Annotated in this window: 16 protein-coding genes; 8 read left to right on the top strand and 8 right to left on the bottom strand. The window is 65.3% G+C overall.

The window, feature by feature from the left end:
• From ACGGCP_RS12755 to ACGGCP_RS12735, 5 genes are all read right to left on the bottom strand, one after another.
• On the bottom strand, nucleotides 1-1,713 hold a 1,713-nt coding region (locus ACGGCP_RS12755; protein ID WP_392965041.1), incomplete at its 3' end, for an NB-ARC domain-containing protein.
• Between the two features lie 578 nt (nucleotides 1,714-2,291).
• Entirely contained in the window at nucleotides 2,292-3,554 is a 1,263-nt protein-coding gene (locus ACGGCP_RS12750; protein ID WP_392965038.1) for an ATP-binding protein, read from the bottom strand.
• Between the two features lie 187 nt (nucleotides 3,555-3,741).
• The gene (locus tag ACGGCP_RS12745) at nucleotides 3,742-5,745 is read right to left on the bottom strand and encodes a hypothetical protein (RefSeq protein ID WP_392965035.1); all 2,004 of its coding nucleotides are present in this window, start codon (nucleotides 5,743-5,745) and stop codon (nucleotides 3,742-3,744) included.
• Nucleotides 5,742-6,911, bottom strand: a complete 1,170-nt coding sequence (locus tag ACGGCP_RS12740) for a purine phosphorylase (protein WP_392965032.1) — start codon at nucleotides 6,909-6,911, stop codon at nucleotides 5,742-5,744. The genes ACGGCP_RS12745 and ACGGCP_RS12740 overlap by 4 nt, the downstream gene beginning before the upstream one ends.
• Nucleotides 6,911-7,603 (bottom strand): NUDIX domain-containing protein, encoded by a 693-nt coding sequence (locus tag ACGGCP_RS12735; protein WP_392965029.1) that lies wholly within the window; start codon nucleotides 7,601-7,603, stop codon nucleotides 6,911-6,913. Before ACGGCP_RS12735 ends, ACGGCP_RS12740 begins: the two co-directional genes overlap by 1 nt.
• A 97-nt stretch (nucleotides 7,604-7,700) precedes the next feature.
• Here ACGGCP_RS12735 and ACGGCP_RS12730 point away from each other — a divergent pair, with 97 nt between their 5' ends.
• Nucleotides 7,701-7,847, top strand: coding sequence for a hypothetical protein (locus ACGGCP_RS12730; RefSeq protein ID WP_392965026.1), 147 nt, complete (start codon nucleotides 7,701-7,703; stop codon nucleotides 7,845-7,847).
• Between the two features lie 237 nt (nucleotides 7,848-8,084).
• Nucleotides 8,085-12,287 (top strand): WD40 repeat domain-containing protein, encoded by a 4,203-nt coding sequence (locus ACGGCP_RS12725; RefSeq protein ID WP_392965025.1) that lies wholly within the window; start codon nucleotides 8,085-8,087, stop codon nucleotides 12,285-12,287.
• Between the two features lie 71 nt (nucleotides 12,288-12,358).
• On the opposite strand, the gene ACGGCP_RS12720 is transcribed toward ACGGCP_RS12725, so the two are convergent.
• The gene (locus ACGGCP_RS12720; RefSeq protein ID WP_392965022.1) at nucleotides 12,359-12,574 is read right to left on the bottom strand and encodes a hypothetical protein; all 216 of its coding nucleotides are present in this window, start codon (nucleotides 12,572-12,574) and stop codon (nucleotides 12,359-12,361) included.
• A 441-nt stretch (nucleotides 12,575-13,015) separates the two neighbouring features.
• Between ACGGCP_RS12720 and ACGGCP_RS12715 the strand changes: the two genes are divergently transcribed.
• Both ACGGCP_RS12715 and ACGGCP_RS12710 read left to right on the top strand, forming a co-directional pair.
• Nucleotides 13,016-13,702, top strand: coding sequence for a DUF6338 family protein (locus ACGGCP_RS12715; RefSeq protein WP_392965020.1), 687 nt, complete (start codon nucleotides 13,016-13,018; stop codon nucleotides 13,700-13,702).
• Nucleotides 13,695-13,859, top strand: a complete 165-nt coding sequence (locus ACGGCP_RS12710; RefSeq protein ID WP_392965018.1) for a hypothetical protein — start codon at nucleotides 13,695-13,697, stop codon at nucleotides 13,857-13,859. The genes ACGGCP_RS12715 and ACGGCP_RS12710 overlap by 8 nt, the downstream gene beginning before the upstream one ends.
• A gap of 10 nt (nucleotides 13,860-13,869) precedes the next feature.
• On the opposite strand, the gene ACGGCP_RS12705 is transcribed toward ACGGCP_RS12710, so the two are convergent.
• Nucleotides 13,870-17,778: a CHAT domain-containing protein gene (locus ACGGCP_RS12705; RefSeq protein ID WP_392965016.1), complete on the bottom strand. Its 3,909-nt coding sequence runs from the start codon at nucleotides 17,776-17,778 to the stop codon at nucleotides 13,870-13,872.
• 853 nt (nucleotides 17,779-18,631) lie between these two features.
• Here ACGGCP_RS12705 and ACGGCP_RS12700 point away from each other — a divergent pair.
• Nucleotides 18,632-19,747: a hypothetical protein gene (locus tag ACGGCP_RS12700; RefSeq protein WP_392965013.1), complete on the top strand. Its 1,116-nt coding sequence runs from the start codon at nucleotides 18,632-18,634 to the stop codon at nucleotides 19,745-19,747.
• Between the two features lie 215 nt (nucleotides 19,748-19,962).
• Here the strand turns inward: ACGGCP_RS12700 and ACGGCP_RS12695 are convergent, their stop codons facing one another.
• On the bottom strand, nucleotides 19,963-21,414 hold the full coding sequence (locus ACGGCP_RS12695) for a tyrosine-type recombinase/integrase (RefSeq protein WP_392965011.1): 1,452 nt from the start codon (nucleotides 21,412-21,414) through the stop codon (nucleotides 19,963-19,965).
• Nucleotides 21,415-21,984: 570 nt separating this feature from the next.
• Here ACGGCP_RS12695 and ACGGCP_RS12690 point away from each other — a divergent pair.
• From ACGGCP_RS12690 to ACGGCP_RS12680, 3 genes are all read left to right on the top strand, one after another.
• A complete protein-coding gene (locus tag ACGGCP_RS12690; protein ID WP_392965009.1) occupies nucleotides 21,985-23,091 on the top strand; it encodes a helix-turn-helix domain-containing protein in 1,107 nt (368 codons plus the stop codon).
• The gene (locus tag ACGGCP_RS12685; RefSeq protein ID WP_392965006.1) at nucleotides 23,081-23,629 is read left to right on the top strand and encodes a hypothetical protein; all 549 of its coding nucleotides are present in this window, start codon (nucleotides 23,081-23,083) and stop codon (nucleotides 23,627-23,629) included. Before ACGGCP_RS12690 ends, ACGGCP_RS12685 begins: the two co-directional genes overlap by 11 nt.
• 433 nt (nucleotides 23,630-24,062) lie before the next feature.
• Entirely contained in the window at nucleotides 24,063-25,253 is a 1,191-nt protein-coding gene (locus ACGGCP_RS12680) for an IS701 family transposase (protein WP_392965005.1), read from the top strand.
• The last annotated feature ends 57 nt before the right edge of the window (nucleotides 25,254-25,310 follow it).

The raw sequence follows: 25,310 nt of genomic DNA, 5'->3' as shown, positions 1-25,310 counted from the left end.
AGGCGGGTACTTCCGGATAGGCATGCGAACCTTGTCCCCTTCTGGTTCATTCCAGAACCAAGATAAAACCTCTCCGGAAAAACGGGGGGAGCACAGGTCCTGCCATTGGCATCGATGTGACAGGAGCGGAGCGAGTTCAGAGAACAGGAGTCCGACAAGGTCGGTGAGCTTATGATCGTCGGCGAGCCGGAGCAGCTCCGTCGCGGCTGCCCGGTGCTGCTCGAAATCGACGATGGCGCGGCTATTGGACGGGGCAGGCCTGGTCATTTCCGCGTCGAGGAACCCGATCGCCTCCCGCATCGACTTGAGCAAGAACACGTACGTGGCTGCCGCGTTGCCGGTCATTGCCGCGGCAACCGTGTCCGGCAATGCCGCAACATGATGCTGCTGGAACCGATGGATCAGGCCGTGCAGACGGAAGTGGTTCTCGGCGGGGTGCTCGACGAGGTTCAACTCGAATAGGTCGTCGAGGATCGCTTCAACTGCGGAGACTTCATCGTCACCGATCTCGTCGACTTGTCCGGCATGGGCGGTGGTGATGGCGTACAGGGAGATCGCGGTGCCGGGGAGGACTCCGAGCGTGCGCATGACCGACTGGTGCATGTCCGAGAGATGCCGGGTGGCCTCGTCGAGAATCACGAACATGTTCCGCTCGCCGACGACGAACGGCGCTACTCCACGGGCGGGATCGGTGATGATCGAGAGGAAGCGATCGACATCGAGGCTCGGCCGCGAGGAAATGCGGGCAGCGAGGATGCGAGCAGCCAGAGGGTTGCCAGAGCTTGCCTCCGACATCCGTTCGAGCTGCGAATCGGTGACGCGGCCTGTTGGGATGATAGAGCGCATCAGCGCCTGAGTTGCGTCCCTCGACAACGCCTCGAGCTCAACAGAGTTGATGTCGGTATCGGCGAGACCGCTCATGCGGGTCCTGCTGGTGCAGATGACTGAGACGCCGTCGAGAGCGAGCACCTGCCGTATGGATCCCTCGGTCGGGTCGCCATCGATGACGATCAGCATCCGCTTGCCTTCGACGAGGCTTCTCAGACTGGCGAGGTGCTGTCGTGAAGGCACCCGCTCGGGGAGAGCGGACAGATCGAACGCCGCCAGGAGCTCAGTGACGATGTCGAACGTCGCATCAGCGGTGCCGGGAGCATGAACGTAGATGGCGCCGTCGGGAAAGGAGTACGCGATCCGGTTTGCGATTTCGATGGCGAGCGCCGACTTCCCGATGCCCGGCGCGCCGTGAAGGTGCAGCAGCCGCGTGCTGGAGGTCGTATCGGTCGAAGGCGCCCCCCAGTCGACGGCGAGAGCGAGCTCGGCATCTCTCCCATGGAGACAGGTGCCGGCTCTGGGCAGTGTCGACAGCAGCAGCGTCCCTGCGCGGTTCCCGACCCGGCTCTCGTGGAGGTGCTTCATGCGGAGCAAGTCCTCGTCCGGGTAGTCCTCCTTGTGCGCATCGACGAGCCGAGCGTGCGTCTGGCACAGGAGGACCAGGTTGGCGACGCTCCGCCGGTCCTCGGCGCTGAGGTCGGACTTGCCGCGTGGCCCATTTTCCACCGCGCCAATGATGTGGGCGACATCGCTCGAAACGAATGGGCGTCCTGTAGGGGCGAGCTGCACAACGGGGGCCTGGCAGTCGGTGAAGGCGCATTGATTGCCGCTGACCGCATAGAGCCACTTCTGTACCGCTAGGACGGGGTTGAGACGTCGCACTTTGCTACAGCTCCTTGGGTTACTGGGGGTCCTTGAAGCTCCCTCGAACGGCATGGTGGAAGCCGCGCGATTGCGCCCGCTAGCCGTTCAAATGCCGCAGATGATGCGGGACCGTAGGCTCTGGACCGAATGCGATTCACAAGGCCTTCGAGTCCACATCCTGCATCGCAGATGCGGACTTCGCGACCTGGTTCACCCATGTGAGTGACCGGGACACAGGGGTTGCCGAAGGATGTGCCCCGCTCCGCCACCGGGTGGATGGTCACTGTCACCTCGTCCAATCAGCACCACGGTGAGCTCGTTTCAACCTGGATCGAGGTACGAACGTTGGCTGGGATACAGGGGCGAATTTGGCGTGAGTCGGCACAGCTGAGGATCGAAGCAGACGGCCGTCGACTTCAAGCTTTGCGAGCAATCGCTGTAAATGCCGAGCGTTCGGACCAGCCGAGCGCCCCGCTACCAGCCGTCCGAGACTGCTACGCCCATCACGTTGGATCATCTGGATATTCGGAGGTGAGCAAGCCTTGATCTCGCGTCCCGCCCAGCCGGACCCTTCCCATACTCCGACGGCCCGCAAGCTACAGCGGCGCGCCGGCCCAGAGCGTTGAGAGCGGTAGAGCGGTGAGGTCGGGGCCGAAGGGGCGGATCTGGTCGCCCAGGTAGATCACGTATCCGGCCTTGAAGCGGTCGCCGAGGCGCTCTTTCATCCAGCGGAGGTGTTTGAAAGCGTCGTCACGGACCGTGGCCGCGGCTTTGACTTCGATACCAACTATGGTGCCGTCGCGGCGTTCGAGGACGAAGTCGACCTCGCGGCCGTCCCGGTCCCGGAAGAACGACAGTTCGGCACGCAGCTCGCTGGTGGCGAGTTGCCGGGTGAGCTCGGCGAACACGAACGTCTCCACCAATGGCCCGGCGAGCTCGTGACCCGGTTGCGCGAGCGCGCCGGGCTCGGCACCGAGGAGTGCGGCGGCGAGGCCGGAGTCGGTGACGTAGGCCTTCGGGGTTTTGACCAGTTTGGAGGTGAGGTTGGTCGACCACGGGGGCAGGTTGCCGGTGAGGTAGACGATGTCGAGGTAGCCGAGGTAGTCGCGGACCGTGGCGTGGTTGAGTTCGAGGCTGCGCGCGAGGTCGGCCATGACGAGTCCGGAGCCGGTGCGGGCGGCGATGAGCCGCAGCAGCCGCGGGATGAGGTCGGCGCGGCGGATGTCGGCGAAGGCGGCGACGTCTCTGAGGACGACGGTGGAGACGTAGCCTTCGAACCAGTCCGCGCGCAACCGGTCCGAGCCGATCCGCACTGCTTCGGGGTATCCGCCTGCGCAGATCAGGTCGAAGTATGCGGCTCGTTTCCAGGTGGTGGCGAGTGGCAGGGCTCGCAGCTTTTCGGGTTCGAACAGCAGCGCTGGTGCGTCGATGTCGGCCCGGGTCCGCTCGACGGCGCTGAGGGGCCACAGGTCTACGAAGACGGCGCGGCCTGCGAGGGACTCTGAGAGGCTCGGTACGGTCAGGAACCGGGTCGAGCCCGAGAGCACGAACTGGCCCGCGCTGTCGTCGAGGTCGACCAGCCGTTTGATGGCGATGAGGAGGTCGTCGCCGCCGCGTTGCACTTCGTCGATGATCTTGGGTGCGGCCCCGAACTCGGCGAACCCGGTCGGGTCAGCTCGAACGGTTTGCAAGGTGGTGGCGTCGTCGAGCGTGTTGAAGGTGCCGCCGCGCTCTTCGTGCAACAGGCGAAGCAGCGTGGTCTTTCCTGCTTGGCGGGGCCCGCCGACGATGACGATCCGGAAGGCGTCGAGGCGCTCGTTGAGTCCGGTCAGCGCGCGCCGGGGTAGCAGCATAGACATGTCAGGAGCTTACAGGGCAGTGTCAACACCTAATAGTAGATATGCCGATGTTGTAATAACAGATTTGCCGATGCCCTGTTGACGGTTTGGTCGCGATCTGGAGGGCCGAAGGGCACCGAAGGAAGCACCTGATCGACGCTCCCCGCTGGGGTCCTGACCAGCAGTGCCCACTTACCGACCAGCGCCCCTAGCCAACGGAGCCCGGCGAGTGATGGTCGCGGTCGATCCAGCGTTTGCCCTCGGCGGCGATCCCTTCGAGGATTCGCAGGGCGTGTGTGAAGCCGGCAGCGCTGAGATTCATCCGGAGGAAGTTCACGGGCGTGTCGACGACGTCGGACTGCACAGTTGCGGGGTCGGGTTCCATGATCTCAGCGTCGGTGACGTTGATGATCCTGGTCGGGCCGTTCGTCAGGGTCAGGTTGAGGTTGCGGCTGTTGTTTAGGTCTTCGGTCACGTTGACCGAGGAGAGGGCTTCGAAGCGGAAGTTGTTGCGCTCTTGGCCGTTGAAAGCGATGTGTTCGAAGTCCAGTTCGGAGATGACTTCGCGGACCCCGTCGTTGGTGATCAGGAACAGCCGCAAGTCGTATCTGGAGTAGCGCCAGGGCCCGCCGCGCGCTCGGCCGGCTTTCGGCCTGCGGGCTGGGGATTGGAGTACCGCATGGGAGATGACGTCGCGCCATGACAGTCGGTAGTGGCGAAGCGCTTGATCGATCATGATGGTCTTGTCGCTGTGCAGCCAGGTTTCCATCTCGGTCTCGTCCGGTCGGGTCGCATCCAGTTTTGCCTTCCAGCGCTGGTAGGCCGCACTCCGTTCCTGCAATCGCTGTGCCGCCTCCACACCGTCGTCGTGGTAACGACGGGTTTCGCTGACGATGTGCTGCCATCGGATCGCAGCGTATGGGCCGCTGAACGCCGCGAGAACGATAGCGGCCGAAGCAGTTACCGGTGCAACCCCAGCGGCCGCGACGGCAACGCTGATCCCGGCGGCCAGCATGACCATCAGCGTCACCATGCATCTGGCCTTGAAGGCGAGCGTGACGTGATAACGCTCCCTGTAGTCGTAGAGAGTGCCCTGCTGCCAGCAGTGTCTGACGTCCCGTGCGAGGTAGCCGATGAGCCAGTTGACTCGGCCGATGGGTGTTGACTGTTCGCGGTAGATTTCGGCGATTTCGACGCGGAGGCGTCCTCGGACGCCGGCGGTTTCGGCTAGCCACGCGGCGTAGTCCATCCCGTGTGGCCGGTACTTGGCGAAGTAGTGTTCGAAGGAGCGGCTGACGTTCTTGGCGAAGCCCTTGCCGCGGAGGTGTTCCCCGGCTGGGCGAGCGGTGTTGCGGTAGTCCTCGAGTCTGACTCGGCCGGTCCGGTAGCGCCACATTGATGCGTCGCGAATCCCGGCGTAGCCAGTGGCAGCGGCGAGCAGGTACGCAAGCAACGCCACGACCTCTACCTGGGATAGGAGCAGCCAGCCGAGGTATCCGGTGGCAAGGGCGAACAGCACCGTTGCTGCCATGGCGCGCGGCCGGTCGGCAGGTCCGATCTGGGGTTCGTCCGCTCCGCGGGCCCGTGCTCGGATCGGCTCGGGGTGGAAGTAGGCCCACACTCGACTCGATCGGTCGGAGGCGTACCGGTCGGCCTTCGCTCGCTCTTTGGTCGCTTCCCAGAGTTTGTCCTTGGTAGCTCCTGAAAGCACCAGTTCAAGATGGCGTTGGATCAAGGCGAGCAGTTCGGGGTCAAGGGCCAGGATCTGCTTCTCTGCGGTGTCCGGGTCGCCGCCCTGGCCGCTCAGATGAGCCAGCAGCTCCTTGATGCCCTCCAGCGCACTGCGATACCTGCCGTCGGTGTAAGTGTGCACGCCGTTGGCGAAATCGTCGAGACTTTCGCGCTCGAGGCGATCAAGGTCCCGGTAGGAGCGTTTGCTGAACATTGCCAGCACCCAATGGAACCGGATCTCTGCGTTGTCGTGGCCGGCGGCGATGGCTTCGCTGATGAGTTCTCTAGCTTTGAACGGTACGCCGTCGTTGAGGTACCGCAGACCGGCTTCGAACTTTTCCTGGGGCGAAGCGCCGGGCGGCACTTGGTAGACGTTGACGTTGTGGACCACTTTCGCCTGGACGCCAACTGTGGCGCCCGGCCCGGCCGAGTTCACGGTCGTGTCGTGCGACGATGCTGCGGGAGGGGTGTGTGGAGTCATGACAGTCCGTTCACCGCGGCTATCACCAGGGCGATCTGGGCGGCGACGTCGGTCGTCTCGGCGGCCAGGCCATTGAGCCGTTTCAGTGCCAGCACCGCTTTCTTCCGGCCGTCCTTGTTAGGCGCTCGCAGCGCGGTCGCGGCGGTGTCCAGCTCTTCCTCGGCGGCCTCGTAGGTGTCGGCGTCGAATTCGCCTGCGGCCCGAGCCCGATCAAGTCGGACGCGCAGATCGGCTACCGCCGCAGCGAGATCGTCGATCCTGTCACTAGTCGGCGCGACGTTCATCCATACCGTGCTGCCAGTGACGGTCCCGGCTTGGATGCCGACTTGCCCGGAGGCGACGTTGTGGACGGTGGTGCCGCCCGTCGAAGTAGCTGCTTCAGGTCGTGATTCGGCTCGTGACATGTCGAGCGCCTTTCGTTCGGTGACGAGTTCCTCTGCCAGGGCGATGGCGAAGGCGGCGGCGTTGGCGGCTGCTCGCGGCTGCCACTGCACATCGCTGGTGGCATCCTTGGTGCCGTCGGCCATGTCGCTAATGCCGCGCACGATCCCGACCGTCGCGCTGTTCAGGTGGCCAGCGTGAGCGACTCCGGCGGCCTCCATCTCGATGGCGATCGCATCGTTGTAGTGATCGCGAATCCACTTCGCCTCACGGGACTTCGACGAGTTCTGCACGATCTCACCGGCTGCGATCGCACCGAAGCGGACGTCTGGCGAACCCGATTCGGCCGGCAGTCGCTCCCGCCAGTCCCCGGAGCGATCCAGCAAGTGGGCGAGTTGGCTGACCGCGTGCGGTGCCTCCCAAGCGCGGGGCCGCGCTTTGAGACCGCCGTCCTCGCTGGTCCCGCCATGGTAGGCATAAACCCGCTCTGCCACGACCACATCGCCGCGGACCGGCTTGTCCCACAAGGAACCGGCCACGCCGACGAATAGCACTGCCAGCGGGGAGAATTCCTGGATGACGCGCTCGGCGATCACCGCCGAGGACTGGTTGCCCACGCCGGTCAGGGCAAGCGCGATCCGGCATGAGGTGCCGCGGATGGTGCCGGTCTCGAATCGCGTTCCCGCCTCGTGACGACGGACCTCGGTATCGTCCAGATGCGCTCGGACCGCTTTGTATTCCAGATCCAGTGCCGTCAGAACCACCACGATGTCGGTGTCGGTCATCATTCCTCCTCGGATTCACTTGGCGGCTCGGGACGAGCGAGCGCGGGATGCAGCACCTTGGCGTTTCCGGCTCGGAACAACCGCGCCGGTCGGCCTCTGGCAACTCGGCGTTCGGTCCCGGCAGGCTCAATAAAGCCCGAGGCCCGTTGAACTTTGCGGTAGAAGTTGCGCTCGTCCAATTGCACTGCCCACACCGCTTCGTAGACCTGTTGGAGCTCGGCGATCGTGAACGTCTCGCTGCAGAACGCCGTTGCCAGAGGCGTGCGCTCGAGCTTCGCTCGGGCTCTTTCGACGGCATCGTTGACGATCTGCCAATGATCGAACGCCAATCGCACCTGTCCTGAGAGCACCGGTTCGACTGGCGTCCAAGCCGCTTCCGAAGCATCGGTACCGGCAACCGGGTCGGGGAGGCCGGGCGCGATCGCCAAGTAGGCCACCGACACCACCCGTCCGCGAGGATCACGGTCGGGTGCGCCGTAGGTGCCAAGCTGTTCGATGTGCAGCTGCGTCCCATCGAGACTCGCCTCCTCCTGGAGCTCCCGTAGCGCAGCGTCATAAATGCCTTCCCCGGCGTTGTTCAGGAACCCTCCGGGCAGCGCCTGACACCCCTTAAACGGCTCAATCCCCCGCTCGATCAGCAGCACATGGAATGTCGCGGCCCGCATGGTCAAGATCACGAGGTCAACAGTCATGAGCACCGCCGGCGGTGACCAAGGTTCTTCAGCGTGAGCCACAAGCAATCATCCTTTACTGTCTAAGTGACAGTAATAGTAGAACACGATGGAGCTCATGGCAACCCGCGAACACCACCGCTCCCAAGGCTTGACCGTCGAGACCACCCACCCGCTCCTCACCCCCGGCATGGACCGCAGCTCCTTGTACGCCGCGACCCGCGCCGCCGAGACCACGACTCTCTACGCCGTCTCCCACTCCTGACCGCAGCCTCGGGTTTCGGTTTCCTGTCATCCTGCGCGCAATACAGGAGGGGTGCGTTCATGAGCGGGTTCGCGCTGGCCAACATCGATTGTCCGATGTCGCTATCGTCGTGGGATGGCCTTTCCCACACCCCCTGAACCTGAGAATGTTCGCCGACGGTTGCGGTCAGCGGTTCTTGGCGCCGTCAGGCAGGCGTTCGCTAAGACGCGCAGCGGTACGCATCGGAGCCTAACCGCGATGTTCTGTGCTGGCGCGGTTGTGCCGGTCATCGGGGCGGCAGTTGGTGCCTCACCGGTCCTGGCGGCGGTGCTCGCGGCGATCGGCAGCGTCAGCAGCGGTGCTTTCACCAACGTCATCTCCCGGACCATCGACCGCCTTCGTGACGACGATGGTGCCGAAGTTTCCGACGACGATCTGGAAGCCGCGTTGGCCGCGGCTCTCGACGATGTCGTCTCACAGGTGGGGGAAGAGGCCGCAGAGGTCCGGCGCGGCATGGCGGTTCTGCTGGCCGAGACCGGGGCGGTTACCGCGGCCTTGGAGAGTGTCATCCGGGACTCGGACGAGCAGCTGCTGGAACGTCTACAGGGCGAGTTTGAACGGCTCGACGCCTTCGATGAGTTTGTGGGGGTTTTCGCCGAGGTCCGCGACGTGGTGATTGAGAACCTGCGCGTCAGTCGCGAATCCGCCGCAGGCCAGGTGCGTTTGGAACGGAGCTTGGCGGCCGACGTGACCGAGCGCCGCCGATTCGAACAGGAGAGCCTCGAGTCTTCGAGACGAATCACGCAGATGCTCCATACTCTGCTGGGCCGCATCAACCGTGGTGATGATGGCGCCAGGCGCACCGGTGGGTTCGAGCGCACTTCGCCTTACCGCGGCTTGTACCCGTTCAGGGAGGATGACGCCGAAGTCTTCTTCGGCCGCGATGATCAGACCTTCAAGGTCTTGGAGTACGCGTCGGCCAGTCTCGATGCGAACGGGATGATGGCGCTCACTGCCGCTTCCGGTGCGGGGAAGACTTCGCTGCTGCGCGCGGGCGTGTTTACCGCGATCGCCGAGGGCTGGTGGATCGACCAGCCAGGATCTGAATCTTGGCCCTTGGTGTACTTGACACCGGGCATCGACCCCTTGGGGGCGTTGGCAACCGAACTGGCCACCCGGATCGACGGAGCGCTCACACCCGATGTTCGGCGGGTATTGCGGGAGGAACCTCACCGCGCGAACCTACTCGCAAAACAGGCGTTGCAGCGATCCGATAGTGACGGGTCGGCAAGGATGGTGATGGTAGTCGACCAGTTCGAAGAACTGTTCACGCTCACTGATGACGAGTCCGAACGGCAGGCGTTCATCACCGCGCTCGCCTCGATCTCCCAGGGCCCCTCGCGGGAGGGTGATTCGACCTCGAAACGGAGTGCGCATCGCGGCGGTTGCGGCTTGGTGGTGCTCGGTGTCCGCAGCGACTTTCTCGATCAGTGTGCGGAGCATGTCGAGCTGTTGCCAGCTGTGGAGCGCCACCTGCATTTTCTTGCTCCGATGGACGCGGATCAGATGCGGCAGGCCATCACCGGTCCAGCCTTCGCCACCGGACTGGCCTTCGAGGAGGGCTTGGCCGAGGTGATCCTCGACGACCTGCGCGGCTCGGCGACCGGAGCCGAGTTCAGTCCTGCCGCGTTGCCGTTGCTGTCGCAAGCGATGCGCAAGCTCTGGGAGGGCCGCAAGAACGGGTGTCTCACCAAGACCGCCTACGGCCAGGTCGGCGGTGTATCCAGAGCCCTTCAGGCGAGCGCTGACGAGGTGTACGAAGCGCTGTCGCCGAGCCAGCGTGAGGCAGCTGAGCTGCTGTTTCGGAGACTGGCCAAGGTGACCAGAGACAAACAGCTGGTCCGGGTCCCCTTGCGCCTGAGCGCGTTGAAAGAGCTCGGCCCGGAGGGGAATGACGTGGTCGAGGCGTTCACTGCTGCGCGCCTGCTCGTGGTAGGCGAAGCTACCGTCGAGATCGCCCACGATGCGCTCCTGAGGCACTGGCCAAAGGTGCGCGAATGGCTCGAGAGCGACAGCGACAGCCTTGCCGTTCTCACCGCCCTGATCGAGGATGCCGAAGAATGGGAGGCGAGCGGTCGAGATCAATCCTTTCTCTACCGCGGCGGCCGATTGGAGTTGGCAGAGGATGAGTGCAAACAGCGCTGGGCGGAACATCCGGACCGGTTTGCGCCACTTGACGTCACTACCTTGGAATTCCTCGGCGCCTCACGTCGCCGTGAAGCACGAGCCAAGCGAATTCGGCGGGCGGTGACGAGCACCCTTGCCTCGCTCCTTGCGCTCGCGCTCATAGCGTTCGGGCTTGTCCTCGTTGCGAATCGCGAACTCACCGATGAACGCAACCGGGCGCTCTCGGTACAGCTCGCCGCCGAAAGTGCGAAGCTCCACAACGTCGACGGCCAGCTCGCTCAACTGCTTGCCGCGGCGGCATGGCAGCTCAGTGAAACCGACGAAGCTTTCGTGGCGATGACCAGCGCCGCAGACGATGCTTCCATCGGAGGGCTGACGAGCGATCTCGTGTCCTCGGTGCAGGCGCTGCGGTTCAGTCCTGACGGATCGAGTTTGTTCGCCAGGGAGGGCAGCGGTTCCTACACGCTCTGGTCGACCGAAACTTGGGAACCCTACGCACTCAACGGCAGCGCAGGCGGCGGCTTTGCCGACACAGAGTTCAGCCCAGACGGAAAGGTGATCGCCGCGAATATCGCTGAGGGCACGCGGATATGGGATGCCGAGAACGGCGACCACAAGATGACGCTCGAACCCTGGGACGTCTTCGATATCGCGATCAGCGCCGACAGCTCGATGATCGCGACCGCGGAGGGACTGGTGACGAGGATCTGGGATCTTGAGAGCGGGGAACTGCTGACCGAGCTCGAAGGCGAGGCCTCGGCCGAGGCGGTCGTGTTCTCTGCCGACGGGGAGTCCCTGTTCACCGGTGATGACTCCGGGGTCTACCAGTGGGACCTTGGGACAGGTTCGGTCGTCGCTTCCGAGCCCATCGGCGAACACTTGACCGCTCTTTGGGCGAGTCCGAGCGACCCGGAACGCGTGATCGCATGCGCCAACACAGGATGCCTGTCGCGGGGCAGCGACGGCGCGTGGACAACGTTCCTGTCGACCCCAGCTTGGCAGGCCGCAGTGAGCCCGGACGAAGATCGCATCGCCACCTGGGACCAGGAGGGCTCAGTGTCAGTGTGGGACCTGTCGAGCTCCGAACTACTGGCCCTCCTGCCCGCTACGGACGTCATCGACATGGCGTTCCAGCCGGGTGGCTCAATTCTCGCCGCGGGCACGGAAAAGGGCATACAGCTGTGGGACCTGGACCGGGTCAGAAGTACCTCGCAGGATCTCCTGCAATCCGATCTCACCAGTGCAGGCCACCAGCTTGGCTACGTATCGGCTTCCCAGTCGGACCGGCTGCTGGGGACAGGATGGGACGGCGCCTACGTCTGGGATCTGCATGGGGACCCATCAGTGGAGGCGGCGCTCGTCGGACAGTATCCCGATCGTGCAGGCGGGGTCAGCGCTCTGAGCCCCGACGGCACGCTCGCGGCAACCGCCCCGTGGGGGGAACGGTTGGAAGAGGTCGATATCTGGGATCCTGAGACTGGTGAAGTCCTCATGACACTGGGCGGCCACGATCGGACGGTCGAGGAGCTGGTGTTCAGCTCCGACGGCCGCGTTCTTGTTACTGCGGAGGGGCAAGCATCCGATCTCGATAGCCCAGACTACGGCCTAGTGCGCTTTTGGAGCATGGACACCGGTGAGGAGATCAAGACGATCGATATGCACGAAGGTGGTGTCGCCGCTGTAGCTTTCAGCCCCGATGGCCGAACTCTCGCCACCGCCGACGCTTTCGGGGTGGTCCGCCTCTGGGATCTCCAGGCACAGGATACGTGGGGCGCGGCGATGACGGCGAGGCTCCTCGGGAACGGCAGCTACGTCTCCGAGCTTGCCTTCACCAGTGACGGCGCCGAGCTCGCAGCGGCGACCGACAGCGGACTTTCCATATGGGACATCGACTCCGAAGCGCACCGCAATCTCGCAGCGGAACTCCTCGGTGGCAGCGACGCGCAATTGTCCCTCAGCTTGTCCCCGGATGACCAGTACGCCCTCATCAGTGACGGAGAAGGTCTGCATATCTGGGACATCACACGTGACATGGAGGCGGCCAAGACCTTCGAGACGCTCAGCTCGGTGGCTACGAGCGGCTTCATCTCTGACGGTTGGAGTCTTGTCGCTGCGAGCTATTCAGGGGTCTGGATCGCCGACATCGGCTACCTCGCCGATCCGTATGCCGCCGTGTGCGAAGAGACGGGTAGGGATCTAACCGATAAGGAATGGGAGACCTACCTGCCGGGCGTCGACCGAGACGAACTCTCCGTCTGCGGCAGACAGGTTTGACCTCCGCGGCGTTCCGAGACCCGACGCAGGCCCTGCCGACCGGCCCCGACGACTCTGCGTGAGACGAGGGGCTATGCAGCACCGGCTTCGAGCCGCACAGTGGGAACATTCGACCGCTCGAGAACCCGAGAAACTCGGCCGCTTTGCACCTCGTGGACAAAGAACAGCAAGAGGTCCTGTGCTCCCTTCGCCGGCGGCCTGCACCTCGCCGCGGGGCCGTCGGAGCGGGCTTTCCACTGGTCCAAGCGCTCACGGGCGTCTTCGGCGTTCAGGAGGGGGTTGTCCATGGGCGCTCCTCAGGCGGGGAATCGCTCGCGATGCGAGCTCGGGTAAGGCCACTCTATGGACGATAAGGCCGCGAGGCTCTGGGCACGGACTCGGTTTCCGGGACAGGAGATCCGCCTGAGCAGGAGGTCTGCTGGTGGGGCGAGAGTAGCCGGGCTCCCCGAGGATTCGAAACGAACGGGTGAGGTGCCGCTCATCCTTGCGGGCGCCCCTGAACGAGTGCGGCCGATGCACACGCCGGGCAGGACGGTAGCCCCAGCACCGATCCAGACTGGACGCAACCCAAATGCGCCGTGTCAAGCGGGTAACGACCCGTGTCACCCGGAACTCCACCCACCGCCACCTCACGCTCGCTGCGGCACCAGCGTGTTCATGGGCCGGAAGTCACCCCTCATCGACATGCCCGGGCGGATACCATGTGGTCACTCCCCTCTGGAGGTAGTTTGAACGACTTCCTGTCCTCCGCCGCAGCGGCGATAGTTTCCGGTCTGGCGATCACCGTCTTGTTCACGGTCCCCGGCTACCTGCTTCACACCGCCTACAGCCGCGGGATGCGGACGCCCGAGGCGCAGGATCGGGTGTTTCTGGCGCGCACGGTGGTCGGTTCGCTCATCGTCCAGGCGCTCGCGCTGCCGTGGACGGTCCACCTGCTCGAGCAGGCCCGTGCCGGCGTGGCCAGCCCGTGGAACATGGCAGCGTGGGCGCTCGTCGTACTCGTCGCGGCACCGGTTGTCGCGGGTTCCCTTGCTGCGGCTGTGGTCCGGTTGCGGCGCCCGCACTGGTTCGCGGCGGTGCTCGATTTCACCGGTCTGGCGCATCATGTCCGAGTGCCGGATGCGTGGCAGTGGCATTTCAGCGACCGCCAGCCGTACTACGTGCGTGTGCACTTGAAGGACCAGCGGATCGTCCTGGGCTATCTTGGTTCGCGGTCATTCGCCGCCTCAGGTTCGCCGAACCGGGACCTGTACTTGGAACGCCAATACGCGCCCGGTGAAGGCAAAGTCTACGGACCGGCGGTGCCGGGCAGCGGCGGAGTCTGGATCAACGGCGACGAGATCGCCTTCGTCGAGTTCCATGGGGGCGCGAGCCGAACCGCGAAGGCAGTGAGAAAGGACTCTGACCATGACTGATCCTGCGCTTCCCGAGAACTTCGACGGGCTCCCCGACGAGGTTCGCCTCCCGGACGGCTGGGACGAAGGTGTCCGTGGCTTTCAACCGAAGGACGACCTCGATGCCGAGCCGCCGGACATCGACGACTACGGCAGCCCGGCCTCGGGGCAGCGCTGATCGACTGCCGTCACGCTCCCGAGTGGATCCAGGCGCCCCACAGGTCGGGCCGCGAGTGGAGTCCAAACTCGGACTTCACCTCCCGCACGGCGGCGTGCAGTGCTTCCGCTGCGGAGGCGGGGTCGGAGCCGGGACCGAATCGGCTGTAGAACTTCTTAGCGATCTCGAAGGCCGCACGGTCGTTGACGCTCCACAGTGTTCCCACAACTGCTGCGTAGCCTGCTGCCTGGAACGCGGCGACGAGGTGGAGCGATTCGTCGAGCAGGTGCCCGTGCAGGCTCCGCGCTGTCCCACATGCAGACAAGTACGCGAACCGAGCGTCCGAGAGGTCCAATGCGGCCAGGTCGGCGACCGTCAGCGGCCGAGTCGCATGGTCGGCCAAGAGCAGTCGACTCACCGCCGGATCGTACCGGTCACTGACGCCGTGGCACGCGAGGTGCGCGAAGGAACTGGTCCGCATCGCCGTCGTGACGGCTTCGAAGGTGGCGGCTCCGTCGTCGAACGCGCGATCGGCAGGTGCGTCCCAACGCTCGCGGATCCAGTCCACCTCGGCCTTGACGAAGCGCAGGTCACCGAGGTCGCCCGCCTCTGCGTCGAGGAGCGGGGTGGTGGACATGGACACGGTCGCCATGACTCCGTTCCGGTCTCCCGCCGCGGCCCGGCGGCGCGCGAAGTGAAGCTGCCTGATCGATGGTGTCAGCGAGGAGACCACGTAGTCGAGCGCCACCGGCGCCGCACTGTCGCCGTCCGGATACGGGCCCGCCGCGTGCAACGGCAGCGAGCCGAACGCACCGCCGGGGACCCACCAAAGCCGTTGCGGCACTGGCGGAGGCTCGTCAATGCCCAAACGATCCAGCACCGGCGCGACGATCCCCTGCCACAGCCTCCGCAGCGCCGGCCGGAGGTCCCGGCCACTTCCCAATGCGCCCGTCGCCTCGTGAAACCCCACAACCAGCTCGGTCAGCTCTTCGCCTTCAATGTCGAGCGCGAGCAAGTCGATGCCACCGGTGGTGACAATGAGGGCGTGCGAGCCGTATGCGGAAGCGTTGAGCATGACGATGGGACCCGCGGCGGCCTCGGCGAGGATCGCGTCGAGGGACGGCAGCTCCATGAAATCCGCGAAGCCCTCGATCCCGCGGATCTCCTCGACAAGCCTCCGATGCGCTTCGGCGAGACGGTGGCGCAGATTGTGCGGGAGGCCGCCCTGAGCCTCCAGGTTGAACGGACCTTCTCCCGATGATCCATTGAGAACCGAACCGATCGCGACAAACCGCTCCGACAGCTCGGGGTCGTATTCGGCGAGCCGGTCCACCTCGCCCCTGGCCGCCACCGCCTGGTTGAGGAGCACTGCCCGCCCGGCTTCGAGGATCCGGACCGCCTGCCCCGCGGCCGTGGCACCACGCGTCTCAAGGAGCATCGCCGCCGCATCCGCTGCGATCCCCGGGAACTCGGACAAGACCTGAAGCCGCTGTTCCCAATCGAGCCGCCAGGCAGCAGCCTCCGGCAACAGCATGGCGGCCTGCAACAGCTCGCGGGCAGCTCGCTCGGGATCGAGGTCGGCGCGCAACCGACCGGCGTTTCCACCCGCCGTGATACGGCGCCGCACCGGCGCGTTGGTTGTCTCGAGAATCTCGCTGTAGCAGTCGGCAGCCAATGACAGGTAGTCGGCGGCAGCCGCCGCCTCCCCCGCCTCCTCGAGTCCGAGCCACCGCCGTGCCACCGCCCTGGCAAGGTTGTCCAGGCGCAGCGCCCGAACTGGGTTGGCGGGATCGGCGCCGTCGACTGCGGCTCCCAAGTGAGCGAGGGCCTGGTCGAGGTCCCTCGGATGGGAGTGCCGCTCATATCGGAGCAGGTAGAGTCCTCCGAGCGTCGCCACCGCCGACGGCCGCCGCGGGTTACTCTCCGGCATACCCGAGACGGCACCGGCTGCGTGTTCGACGGCCTCGTCGAGGTCCCCCTCATCGGCGAACGCCGAGTACCGGCACGTCAGCGCAATAGCGAGATTCGACTGGTACCACAGGTACTCCGCGCTCTGATTCGAGACGTCCGCCAACGCCTCCCGGCACAACTCGACGGCCTGATCGAGACCTTCCGAATCCCCCGTCGCCTGGTACACGACCATGAGCGTGAGCGCCAGGTTCGCGCGCGGCATGTGGAACGCCGACCCGGTCGCCGGCCCCGGCTCCAGCGCCTCGGTGCCGAACCGGACGGATGCCATGAGGTCCTCGATGTCGCCCATCGCCTCAAAACGCTGTCGGAGCACCATGCCGAGGTTGGAACAGTAGTCCGGATGCCGGTGGTCGCCGGGTCCTACCGTCGACTGGGCGAATTCGAGCTGGGCCACGGCGTCGTCGAGGTCGATCCGATTGCCAAGGACCGTGTACCGGCTCTGGAGCGCGCCGGCAAGATTGGAGCGGGCGAACGCTTCGCCATCCCGGTCGCCTTCGGCCGCCGACACGGCGTTCCTATTGTGCTCCACCGAATGCTGGAGCGCCTCCAGGTCACTGAGCCGTTCGAATCGGGCGAGGTGGAACTTGCCGAGGGCGATCTCCGCCGACCTCCGTGCGGACGCATCAGCCCTCGACCGCTCGACGAGGATGGTGCCGTACCGCACGGCGGCCTCAATGTCGGCCACATCGCCGCCGCGGCTGAACCGCTTCTCCAGCAGGATCGCCAGTCCCAGAACCAACTCGGCATAGCGCTGATGGTCCTCGGGCATGATCCCGAGGGCCGCCTCGCCGGCGCGGACGGCTCTGTCGACGGCGTCGTCGCTGCCGGTCGCGTCCACGAACCTCAGGGCCCGTTCATAGTCGGAGAGCAAGGCCCCGAATGGGTCTTGCGGCCCGCTCCCGGGGACGGTGCCCTGAGCGTGCCAGTCGCGCAGATGCTCCGCCCGTCCCAGCTCCCTCCTGGCCGTGCCTCTCGTGTCCAGGTCGAGCCCCGAGTCGGCCGCCGCTTCGCGAAGCATCTCGAGGGCCTCGTCAAGCAACGCCGGAATCCAATCGCGCTGGCAATGGTCCAAGAGCGCGCTGCCGAGCATGAACCGAGTCACTGGTCGGGCCGGATCGTCGGGCGGCGCCGACGCAAGGACGCGCCGACACAGTTCAATGACCGCGTCGCAGTCGGCCTCCCGGCCCTCCGCTTCGTAGCGGCTGAAGACCCTGGCGGCGAGAAGCCCAAGGTGTGCGTTCCGCAGCGGCCCGTCGTCGGTCTCGGTGATCTCGCGGAGCAGGTCGATCGATGCGTCGAGGTCGTCAGGACGCCCTCTGAGGCGGCTGCGCAACTCCAACGCGTTCGCGAGCTCCCGAGCGCCGCCCCATTCGATCGACCGGCGCATCGGCAGCGTGTTGACCGACACCGTAAGGTGCTCGATCGCGCCGTCGAGGTCCTCCATCCCATGGAAGTACTCGTACCGCCGCAGCATCGCGACACCGAGGGGCCCGTGGAGGTGCGGCTTGAACTCGTTCGTATCGGGTGAGGCCGCGAGGCCTGCCGCCATGTGCTCGACGGCCTCGTCGACATCGGCGGGGTCGCCGGAGGCCTCGAACCTGTTGAACAGCGCCAGGCCCAGATCGGACCGGTTGCGCCAGTACATCGGGTCCCACGGCCCGGAGATCGCCGCGAGCCGCCGCCAGACCTCGACCGCCAGGTCCTGCGCAGCCGGATCACCGCTGATGCCGCTGGCCCTGAGCAGTTCATACGAGGGCCGGAACAGGGATTCGAGGATCAGCTCTGCCACGGCGGCCGGAACGCGCTCGTACAACTCCAGTGGCGCTGAGGCATATGACTCGAACGCGAACAGCTGCAGGTAATGCCGCGCTGAGCGGTGGAGATCTTTGCGCTTGCCGCGGGCTTCGTATCGGCGGAAGTAGTGCTCGCCCTGCTGAATCTCCGACGCGAGGTAGTCCCGATCCTGCATGTGCTGATCCTTTGTGAAGCGGGCTCTCCGAAAATCGTAGGGCAGCGGATCCACCCGGAGGGGGCCCGATCGTTCCGGTGCATGTCGACCATGGAGCAGGCGCAGACAGCGCCGTCTTACCCGTCTGGCGAGGACCACCGCGCACCCCTATCCGGAAGGGGCCAAGGCGCTCTGAGCCCGGCGAGGGAACGGGGGAGGAAGGTCGACATCCTCGAAGCCGACAGAAATGACAATCTGGTAAGAGGTTCGTCGCCAGGCTGACATCAGATCTGCCGAACTACTACGGCCCCGGGCCAGTTTCACGGACGCGCTCGCCACCTCGCCACCGCGCACGTCGCCATCATCAGCCGCTGGCTCCGCGACCGGCTCCGGCGGCGGCGTTGTGGGCGCGCACGGTGGTCGAATCGACCCTGACGTAGGTGACTGGTGTAGGTCGGGTGCACTGTCCGTCCAGGACCTCGAGGGCCGCGCGATCACAAGCGAGGAGCTGCTCTGCGGCACCGACTTGATCTTCCATCTCGTATTCGAGGACGGATCGGACTTCAAAGTCCAGGTCCACCCAAGTCCGGAACCCGGATCGTTCGAACTCACCGAGTACACCGGCGAGCCAGTACGGAAGTTGACGTTTGAACTTGATCCTCGAACCTGACACGAGGCACCAAGCGTCGCAGCAGTACTAGGACTAGGTGGATCCTCGACCGGTCTGTTCTCGAGTCCTGAACGGACTGGTGCAGTCCCCATGAGACTTCCACATCAGCGTAGTGTGGATCACACATCGGTCGCGGTCAGCGACAATGTCGCCCAAGATCCCGCGCCGCCTCTGCCCGTTCCCTTCCCCAACAAAGGATGCACGATGAGCTGGAGATTCATTGTCCGCGTCACCGACTGCGTCGGCGGTTCGCCGATCTCGGGCGCGACCGTCCATGTGAAGGGCTATTACGAGTACGAGGACCAGACGCCTGAGGTGAGCTACACGGCGATCGCCGACGGCGGCGGCCGACTGATCGTGGAGCCTGCCGACAACATCGACGACGTCCGCCTGCTCATCGGTCAGGGCGGGTACGCCGCGCAGCTGCTCCAAGTCTCGTCAGATCAAGCCGGACAGGAAATCGGCGTATGCCTCCAACGGGCGGAGGCGTCCGCCCCCACCCAGCCGCCTTCGGGCCTGCACGTGACCGGCTGGGGCGACGACCATGTCGACGTGGAGTGGTGGAACGGCCAAACCTACGGGGAGGTCTTTGTCGGTTGGACGAACGTGACACTGGAGCCCGGGGCGCACCACCAACTCAAACAAGCCGGAGGATCCACGTCGGGCGCGATTCGCACAAGGATAGCGGTCGGGCACGTCTTCGACCTCAAGGTCAAGGGCTACGGGTCGGCCCACGGCTGGTCTCCTTGGACAGTTATCCGCTGGCAACGCCCGGCGCCCGCGCCTGCCCCGATGCCAATCGCCCCCGCGCCGGCGCCCGCGCCGATGGGGTCGTCCACCCAAGAGGGTTGGCGCTGGTGCAGGAACTGCCAGGCCCTGATCTTCACCGACGGCACCGGGCACGACCCCGCAGCGAGCGTATTGGGACTGGTGCCCGCGTGTACCGCAGGCGGAGTCCACAACGGCAACGGGAGCGGGCGGTACCAGGCGTTCCACGGGTACATGGCCGCCGCGACCGCTGCACGGACCCAAGGCGGCTGGAGCTGGTGCAAGCGCTGCAACTGCCTTGTCTACAGCGGTTTCGGCGAAGGCATCTGCCACGATGGCGCCGCGCACGACCTGTCCGCGAGCGGCCGCTACTTCCTCTACTACGAAGTGGGCCAGCCGCAGGGGACGCAGAACGGCTGGCGCTGGTGCAACCGGTGCCAGGTGCTCGCATACGGTGGCACCGGAAACGGCGGTGGTGGCGGCGTCTGCCACGACGGGAGTTCGCACGATTTCCAGGGCAGTGGCGACTACGCGATCAACCACACGTCGTAGCAAGTCCAGCGTGTGGGCGAGAGTCTGAAGTGCTGGTTATGTGGTGCGATTCCGATGTACGGCAGTGGCCCGTAAGGGTTTCGGGTCTTTGTGCCGGGTGGCGAGGTTGTCGTGTCCGGCGAGAACGGAGCGCTCCGATGGCGAGGTCGCGAAACTGACTCCAGGGCGCTCTAGAGCTGGCAGTCGAGGGTCATCCGGTTCGCCTTCAGGACAGTTCACGGAGAGGGATGAGCCAGGGGAGGGAATAGATCAAACCCACCTGGCGGGTGCGCGCCTGCCGGTGTGTTGAGGCCGTGGCGTTTGAGGATGAGCCAAATGGTGGATTCGGCGATGGCCACGTTTTCGGCAGCGAGGTGTTTCTTGATGCGCCGGGGTCCCCAGCCGGTGTGTCGGCGCATGTCGCAAATGCGTTGTTCGAGGCCGGGCTCAGTGCGGCGGGGCTGCTCGGCTGAGCGGTCGCGGGCCGGCTGGGGCGGTTGCAGGCCTGCCAGCGGTGCCAGTGTGGCGGGGAGGAGTACCGCGGCGCGGTGGTCGGCTTCGGGCCGCCAGGCGGCGTACATGTCCGCCGTGGTCGACGGCGTCTTGTGTCCGAGGCGGTGCGCCACGGCGACGAGGTCGATGCCGCCGGTGATGAGTTCGGTCGCGGCGTAGTGGCGCAGTGCGTGGGGGTGCGTGTCGATACCGGCCGCGGCGCCCATGGCTTTGAAGCGGTGAGTGAAGTACCCCGCTGTGCCGGGCCTGCTGTGGTCGGCCCGATAGGAGTAGAGGTACTCCTCCCCCGTGACCGGTATACCGGCGGTGGCGAGGCGGTCCTCGATGCGACCGCGCAGCGTCGACAGCAAGCCCATGGTGGCCTCGTCGAGCCCCACCCAACGGGCGGTCCCCTCGACCTTCGTCGAGCCAATGAACAGCCGGCACCGCGCGAAGTCCACATGCTTGAGCTGAGAGCGGACGATCTCACTGCGGCGGGCGCCGGTGACCAGCAGCATCCACACGGCGGTGCCCCAGTCCGCATCCTGTGCGAATGCCGCCTTGATCAGCGCGGTGACCTGGACTCGGGTCGGTGCAGCGGGAAGTGTGTGCGGCGCCTTCGGCGCGGCGATACGTGTGGAGGGATAGGTCGTGATCCAGCCCCACCGGTAGAGCATGGCGCACGTCCCGGTCACCACTCCATGGACCTTCCGCAGCATCGACGCCGACGCGGGCATGCACACGTGCGGTCGGCATCGCCGGCCGCACACATGGCCGGCAGTTTCAGGCACGAGGCGGGCGTTGCCTGAACCTGGGGCGTGGTGTTCAATACTCATTCGCCCCGTGCAGCGAATGCGGCATACGCCCAGGTCGCGGTACAGGCGCTCGGCGGCGAACACGAGTTCGCGTTCCAGAGCGGGCAGCGGGATCGGGCCCAGGACCGGTATGACGTGGAGCTCGGCCAGTGATCGGGAATGGGACTGGCTCGTCACCGCGAGGTCGCCCGCCCTGACCCGCTCGTCACGAATGGCAAGCCACTCTCCGATCGCATCACCGAACGTCCTACAAGCCACCGCGCGATCGCTGGCAGTGATCGGCTCTCCGGGCGCGACTCCGCGCGCAATAGGGTCCTGGCCGGTCGCAGTGAAGGAACGCTGGCGAGTGGCCGCTGCGCTGAATCCGTTGTAAACATGCACCTGAAACGCACTTCCACGAGCGTGGAGGGGTCCTCGCGGCCGTGGGGCTCGTGCAGATGAGTGAGCCATACTTCCATACTCGCCGTCGAAAGAGCCCTTGGCAGGCGAAGCTGGAACAACACGTATTGAGACCAGGATGCTTGCGTGCGTCACCGCCGTCAATCGCTGCAGCCACGCCTTGAACCATAAGCGTCGGTTCCGACACACAGCTGCAGCACATTGAGGCGGGAATAGCGAGAGGGCTCCGTCGCCTGCCGCCTCCGCGCTCCGATCCTTGGCCGTTGATGCCCGGAAACAGCTTTACGGTCCCTGCGTCCGTTTTCCCAAATCGGCCGTACCTGCTCGCGTGATCTGGCGGCCTTGGCGCCAGACACCTGGAGCCTGGCTAGGATGCGCTTGCAGAGCGATGTGTGCGCCCGGACGTCACCACAGGCGCGAGACATCCGATTTCAACCCCTCAGCAAAGATCCGGCCGCTTGCTGAGGTTCTGACTCGCCGAAAGCGTCACATTTGCAAATGACCGACCGCTGAGGAGTCACACCAGCACATGGATGTGTGATAATCACACACATGGACAAGGCATTGCTGGGCCAGCGGGTTGCGCAAGCTCGCGAGGACGCTGGGTTGACCCAGGTCGACCTGGGCCGTGCCGTCGAGCTCGATCGCTCAGCGATCTCTCGACTTGAGCTGGGCGAGCGAAAACTCAATGTGCCCGAACTCGTACAGATAGCGGAAGCCCTCGGCCGTCCGCTGTCCTTCTTTGTCGCCGATCCGGTCCCTGCAGTGGTCAGCCGCCGAACCGACGCTGCACCGACCCATGAAACCACACAACGACTCGACGTCGAACTCGAGCAGTTCGCTTCAGACATCCAAGGGCTGCTGCGACGCGGTTTCCTACCTGTACGCGAGCGGGTTGACTACCGCACTCCTCGAAACCACACCGAGGCTGAGCACACTGCCACGGCCGTCCGCGCCCAAATAGCACTCGAGAGCGGCCCGATCGAGGATCTTGGCCAAGTCTGTGAAGAGCTCGGGATGTACACGTTTTCGGCCCACCTCGGCGCGCAGGGCGCCGATGGTGGTTGTGTTGAAGTCGAAACTGAGACCCGCACAGCGGGCGCCGTGGTACTGGACGGCGATATTGCCCCTGGTCGACGGCGCATGACCCTGGCGCACGAGCTCGGTCACTGGATCTTCGGCGATGCGTACGACTCGGAAGCGACGAACGATGCCGAGAGTATGGTCAGCTCCTTTGCCATCCACTTTCTCGCTCCCCGGGCAGGTGTGAGCAAGGTATGGAACGAGTACCGAACTTGGAAGCCTCGTGATCGCGCGCTGGCCGTCGCTGCGATATTCCGGCTGAGCTGGTCAGCTGCCATCAACCAGCTGCGAAACCTCGAACTCGTCAACCCCAGCCAGCACCGCTCCTTCAGAGAGCATGAACCGAACTCCGGGGACTACCTGCGACTCAAGCTCAACTGGCGCGAAGAGTGCGCCGCCCCGTACCTATCACCATCGCTCACCGCTGCGATCCTTAACGCTTACGTTGATGGTCAACTGACCACCGCACGTTCACTCGAGCTCCTGCGCGGGACACTCCCCGTAAGCGAACTCCCCACTCGAGCCGAAGATTCGATCGAGGACCTCCGCCGCTCCTTCGCAGGACATGACGGCTGAGCATCGGCGCTGGGTCATCGACACCAGCACATACACGCACCTCTGCCGGGCCGGCCATGCCAGCCTCCTTGAGCAGCTCGCGCCGGGCGGTGTCGTCGTCGTCCCGACCGAAGTCAACGACGAAATCGAGCGGGGGCGGGAACGCTACCCAGGTATTCGCGCAGCCACCGACGTGGACTGGGCCGAGTTGGCAGTGCTCACCGAGGAAGAGCGGTGGACTGTGCTCCAGGTCAAGGCCGAACTCAGCGGCGGGCCGCTCCAACACCTCGGCGAGTGCGCAGTCATTGCTTGTGCACATCACCGTGGCTTCACCGCGGTGTTGGATGATCGCAGCGCCATAGTGCAGGCCGAGGCGCTTGGGGTGCGCAGTGTGGACACGCTGTGGATTGTCGTCGAAGCGTTCAAAACGATCTTCAATCGCAGCCGTGACCAAGCGGCCCAGGTAGTCGACGACCTGGTCGCAACTGACATGCGCCTCCCGATCAAAGACGGCGCGAGCCTGTTCGCCTGGGCATACGAACAAGAACTACTTCCTTGACTTGAATCTCAAGCTTTGGTTGCTGCCCAAGCGGATCCTGCGTCGTGTGCGCGTCGTGCTGACGGTCTTGTCCGACGTCAGAGGTGAAACGCGTATCCGTGTTTCTGCGTGCAGGCGCCCAGATGTCCGTGCCGGCCGTCACCGATCGGAACGACAGCCCGGGCTCTTCCGCCCGCTCGATGATTGCTTGCGCTGCAAGCCCGACACGAGCCGCGATGTAGTTTCGGACTCGCTCCCGCGGCTCCGGCCTGGCGAACCTCGGGTCGATCCGGTACATCAGTTCCCCGAACTCCGCGCTCCAGCGAGCCAGATTCACATCCTCCATGACCGGAGAACGAACCACCCTCGCAACCGGAAACGCCAAGTGCCGCAGCAGTACTAACACGACAGCTGTATTTCGTTGTGCTGCTTGTGATCTAGCATCATCGGGATGATGGATGATGTTGTGGCAGAGGATGTTTCGGCGTGGAAGTCGAGCCTGGACGACATGTTTGCGCTGGTCGCTGGCCTGTTCGGTCGGGTGGAGCTGCGGCGGCGGGCCAGGTCGTACCTGGTCGGGTTGCTGGCGCCGGTGGAGCGGAAGAACTCCTGGCAGTTGGCCGAGGCGGCCGGAGATGCCGATCCGTGGCGGGTGCAGCACTTTCTGGGTCGCGCGAAGTGGTCAGCCGATGCCGTTCGCGACCAGCTGCGCTCCTATGTGACACAGAGCCTGGCCGGGCCCGACGGCGTGCTCGTGGTCGACGAGACCGGCTTCGTCAAGAAGGGCCGCAGGTCAGCCGGAGTGCAGCGGCAGTATTCGGGAACGGCGGGCCGAGTAGAGAACTCCCAGCTCGGAGTCTTCCTCGCCTACGCCGCCCCGACCGGGCGGGCGCTGATCGACCGCGAGCTCTACCTGCCCGAGTCCTGGATCGCCGACCGCGAACGCTGCGACGACGCCGGCATCCCCGACGACCGCTGGCACCAAGGCGTGCTCACCAAGCCGCGCTTGGCCGAGGCCATGATCGGCCGGGCCCTGGCCGCCGGGGTCGAGGCCGGATGGTTGACTGCCGACTCGGCCTACGGCAGGGATGGCAGGTTCCGTGCCTTCCTCGAGGCCCGCCGCATGCCCTATGTGGTCGAGGTGCCGGTGAAGCAGACCGTCGAGGACCTGGACGGCAAGCGCCGTGTGGACACGCTGATCGGCCGCGCCCCGGACGAGGCCTGGCATCGGGTCTCGTCAGGGCCTGGCGTCCGCGGTGAGCGCGAGTACGACTGGGCTTGGGCAACGGTGCCCTCCTATGGTGATCTTCCGGTTGGGTTCGTGCGCACCTTGCTGGCCCGCCGCTCCATCGAGGACCCCGCCGACATCGCCTACTACCTGTGCTTCCACCCCGACTCGGTCGAGCGCGAAGCGATCGTCCAAGTCGCCGGAGCCAGGTGGGCGATCGAGGAGTGCTTCCAGGCCGCCAAGGGCGAATGCGGGCTCGACCACTACCAGGTCCGCAGGTGGGAGGGCTGGTACCGGCACATCACCATGGCCATGCTCGCCCACGCCTTCCTCGCCGTCACCGCCGCAACCGACCCAAAAGCCCACGCGAGCTGGGAAGACTCACAGTCCCCGAAATCCGCCGTCTCCTGGCGGTGATCCTCCACCCCGCTCGCACCCTCGCCCACGCCCTCGCCGCCGCCCACTGGCGACGCC

Source organism: Glycomyces sp. NPDC048151, assembly GCF_043202775.1.
GTDB lineage: Bacteria > Actinomycetota > Actinomycetes > Mycobacteriales > Micromonosporaceae > Glycomyces.
The sequence above is the reverse complement of the archived record's forward strand: the minus strand, read 5'-3'. Positions and strand labels throughout refer to the sequence as shown.

Excerpts from the sequence above, each read along its gene's own strand:
- ACGGCP_RS12750 (WP_392965038.1), bottom strand. The coding sequence starts at position 3,554 with ATGTCTATGCTGCTACCCCGGCGCGCGCTGACCGGACTCAACGAGCGC.
- ACGGCP_RS12745 (WP_392965035.1), bottom strand. The coding sequence starts at position 5,745 with ATGACTCCACACACCCCTCCCGCAGCATCGTCGCACGACACGACCGTG.
- ACGGCP_RS12740 (WP_392965032.1), bottom strand. The coding sequence starts at position 6,911 with ATGACCGACACCGACATCGTGGTGGTTCTGACGGCACTGGATCTGGAA.
- ACGGCP_RS12735 (WP_392965029.1), bottom strand. The coding sequence starts at position 7,603 with ATGACTGTTGACCTCGTGATCTTGACCATGCGGGCCGCGACATTCCAT.
- ACGGCP_RS12730 (WP_392965026.1), top strand. The coding sequence starts at position 7,701 with ATGGCAACCCGCGAACACCACCGCTCCCAAGGCTTGACCGTCGAGACC.
- ACGGCP_RS12725 (WP_392965025.1), top strand. The coding sequence starts at position 8,085 with ATGTTCTGTGCTGGCGCGGTTGTGCCGGTCATCGGGGCGGCAGTTGGT.
- ACGGCP_RS12720 (WP_392965022.1), bottom strand. The coding sequence starts at position 12,574 with ATGGACAACCCCCTCCTGAACGCCGAAGACGCCCGTGAGCGCTTGGAC.
- ACGGCP_RS12710 (WP_392965018.1), top strand. The coding sequence starts at position 13,695 with ATGACTGATCCTGCGCTTCCCGAGAACTTCGACGGGCTCCCCGACGAG.
- ACGGCP_RS12705 (WP_392965016.1), bottom strand. The coding sequence starts at position 17,778 with ATGCAGGATCGGGACTACCTCGCGTCGGAGATTCAGCAGGGCGAGCAC.
- ACGGCP_RS12700 (WP_392965013.1), top strand. The coding sequence starts at position 18,632 with ATGAGCTGGAGATTCATTGTCCGCGTCACCGACTGCGTCGGCGGTTCG.
- ACGGCP_RS12690 (WP_392965009.1), top strand. The coding sequence starts at position 21,985 with ATGGACAAGGCATTGCTGGGCCAGCGGGTTGCGCAAGCTCGCGAGGAC.
- ACGGCP_RS12685 (WP_392965006.1), top strand. The coding sequence starts at position 23,081 with ATGACGGCTGAGCATCGGCGCTGGGTCATCGACACCAGCACATACACG.
- ACGGCP_RS12680 (WP_392965005.1), top strand. The coding sequence starts at position 24,063 with ATGGATGATGTTGTGGCAGAGGATGTTTCGGCGTGGAAGTCGAGCCTG.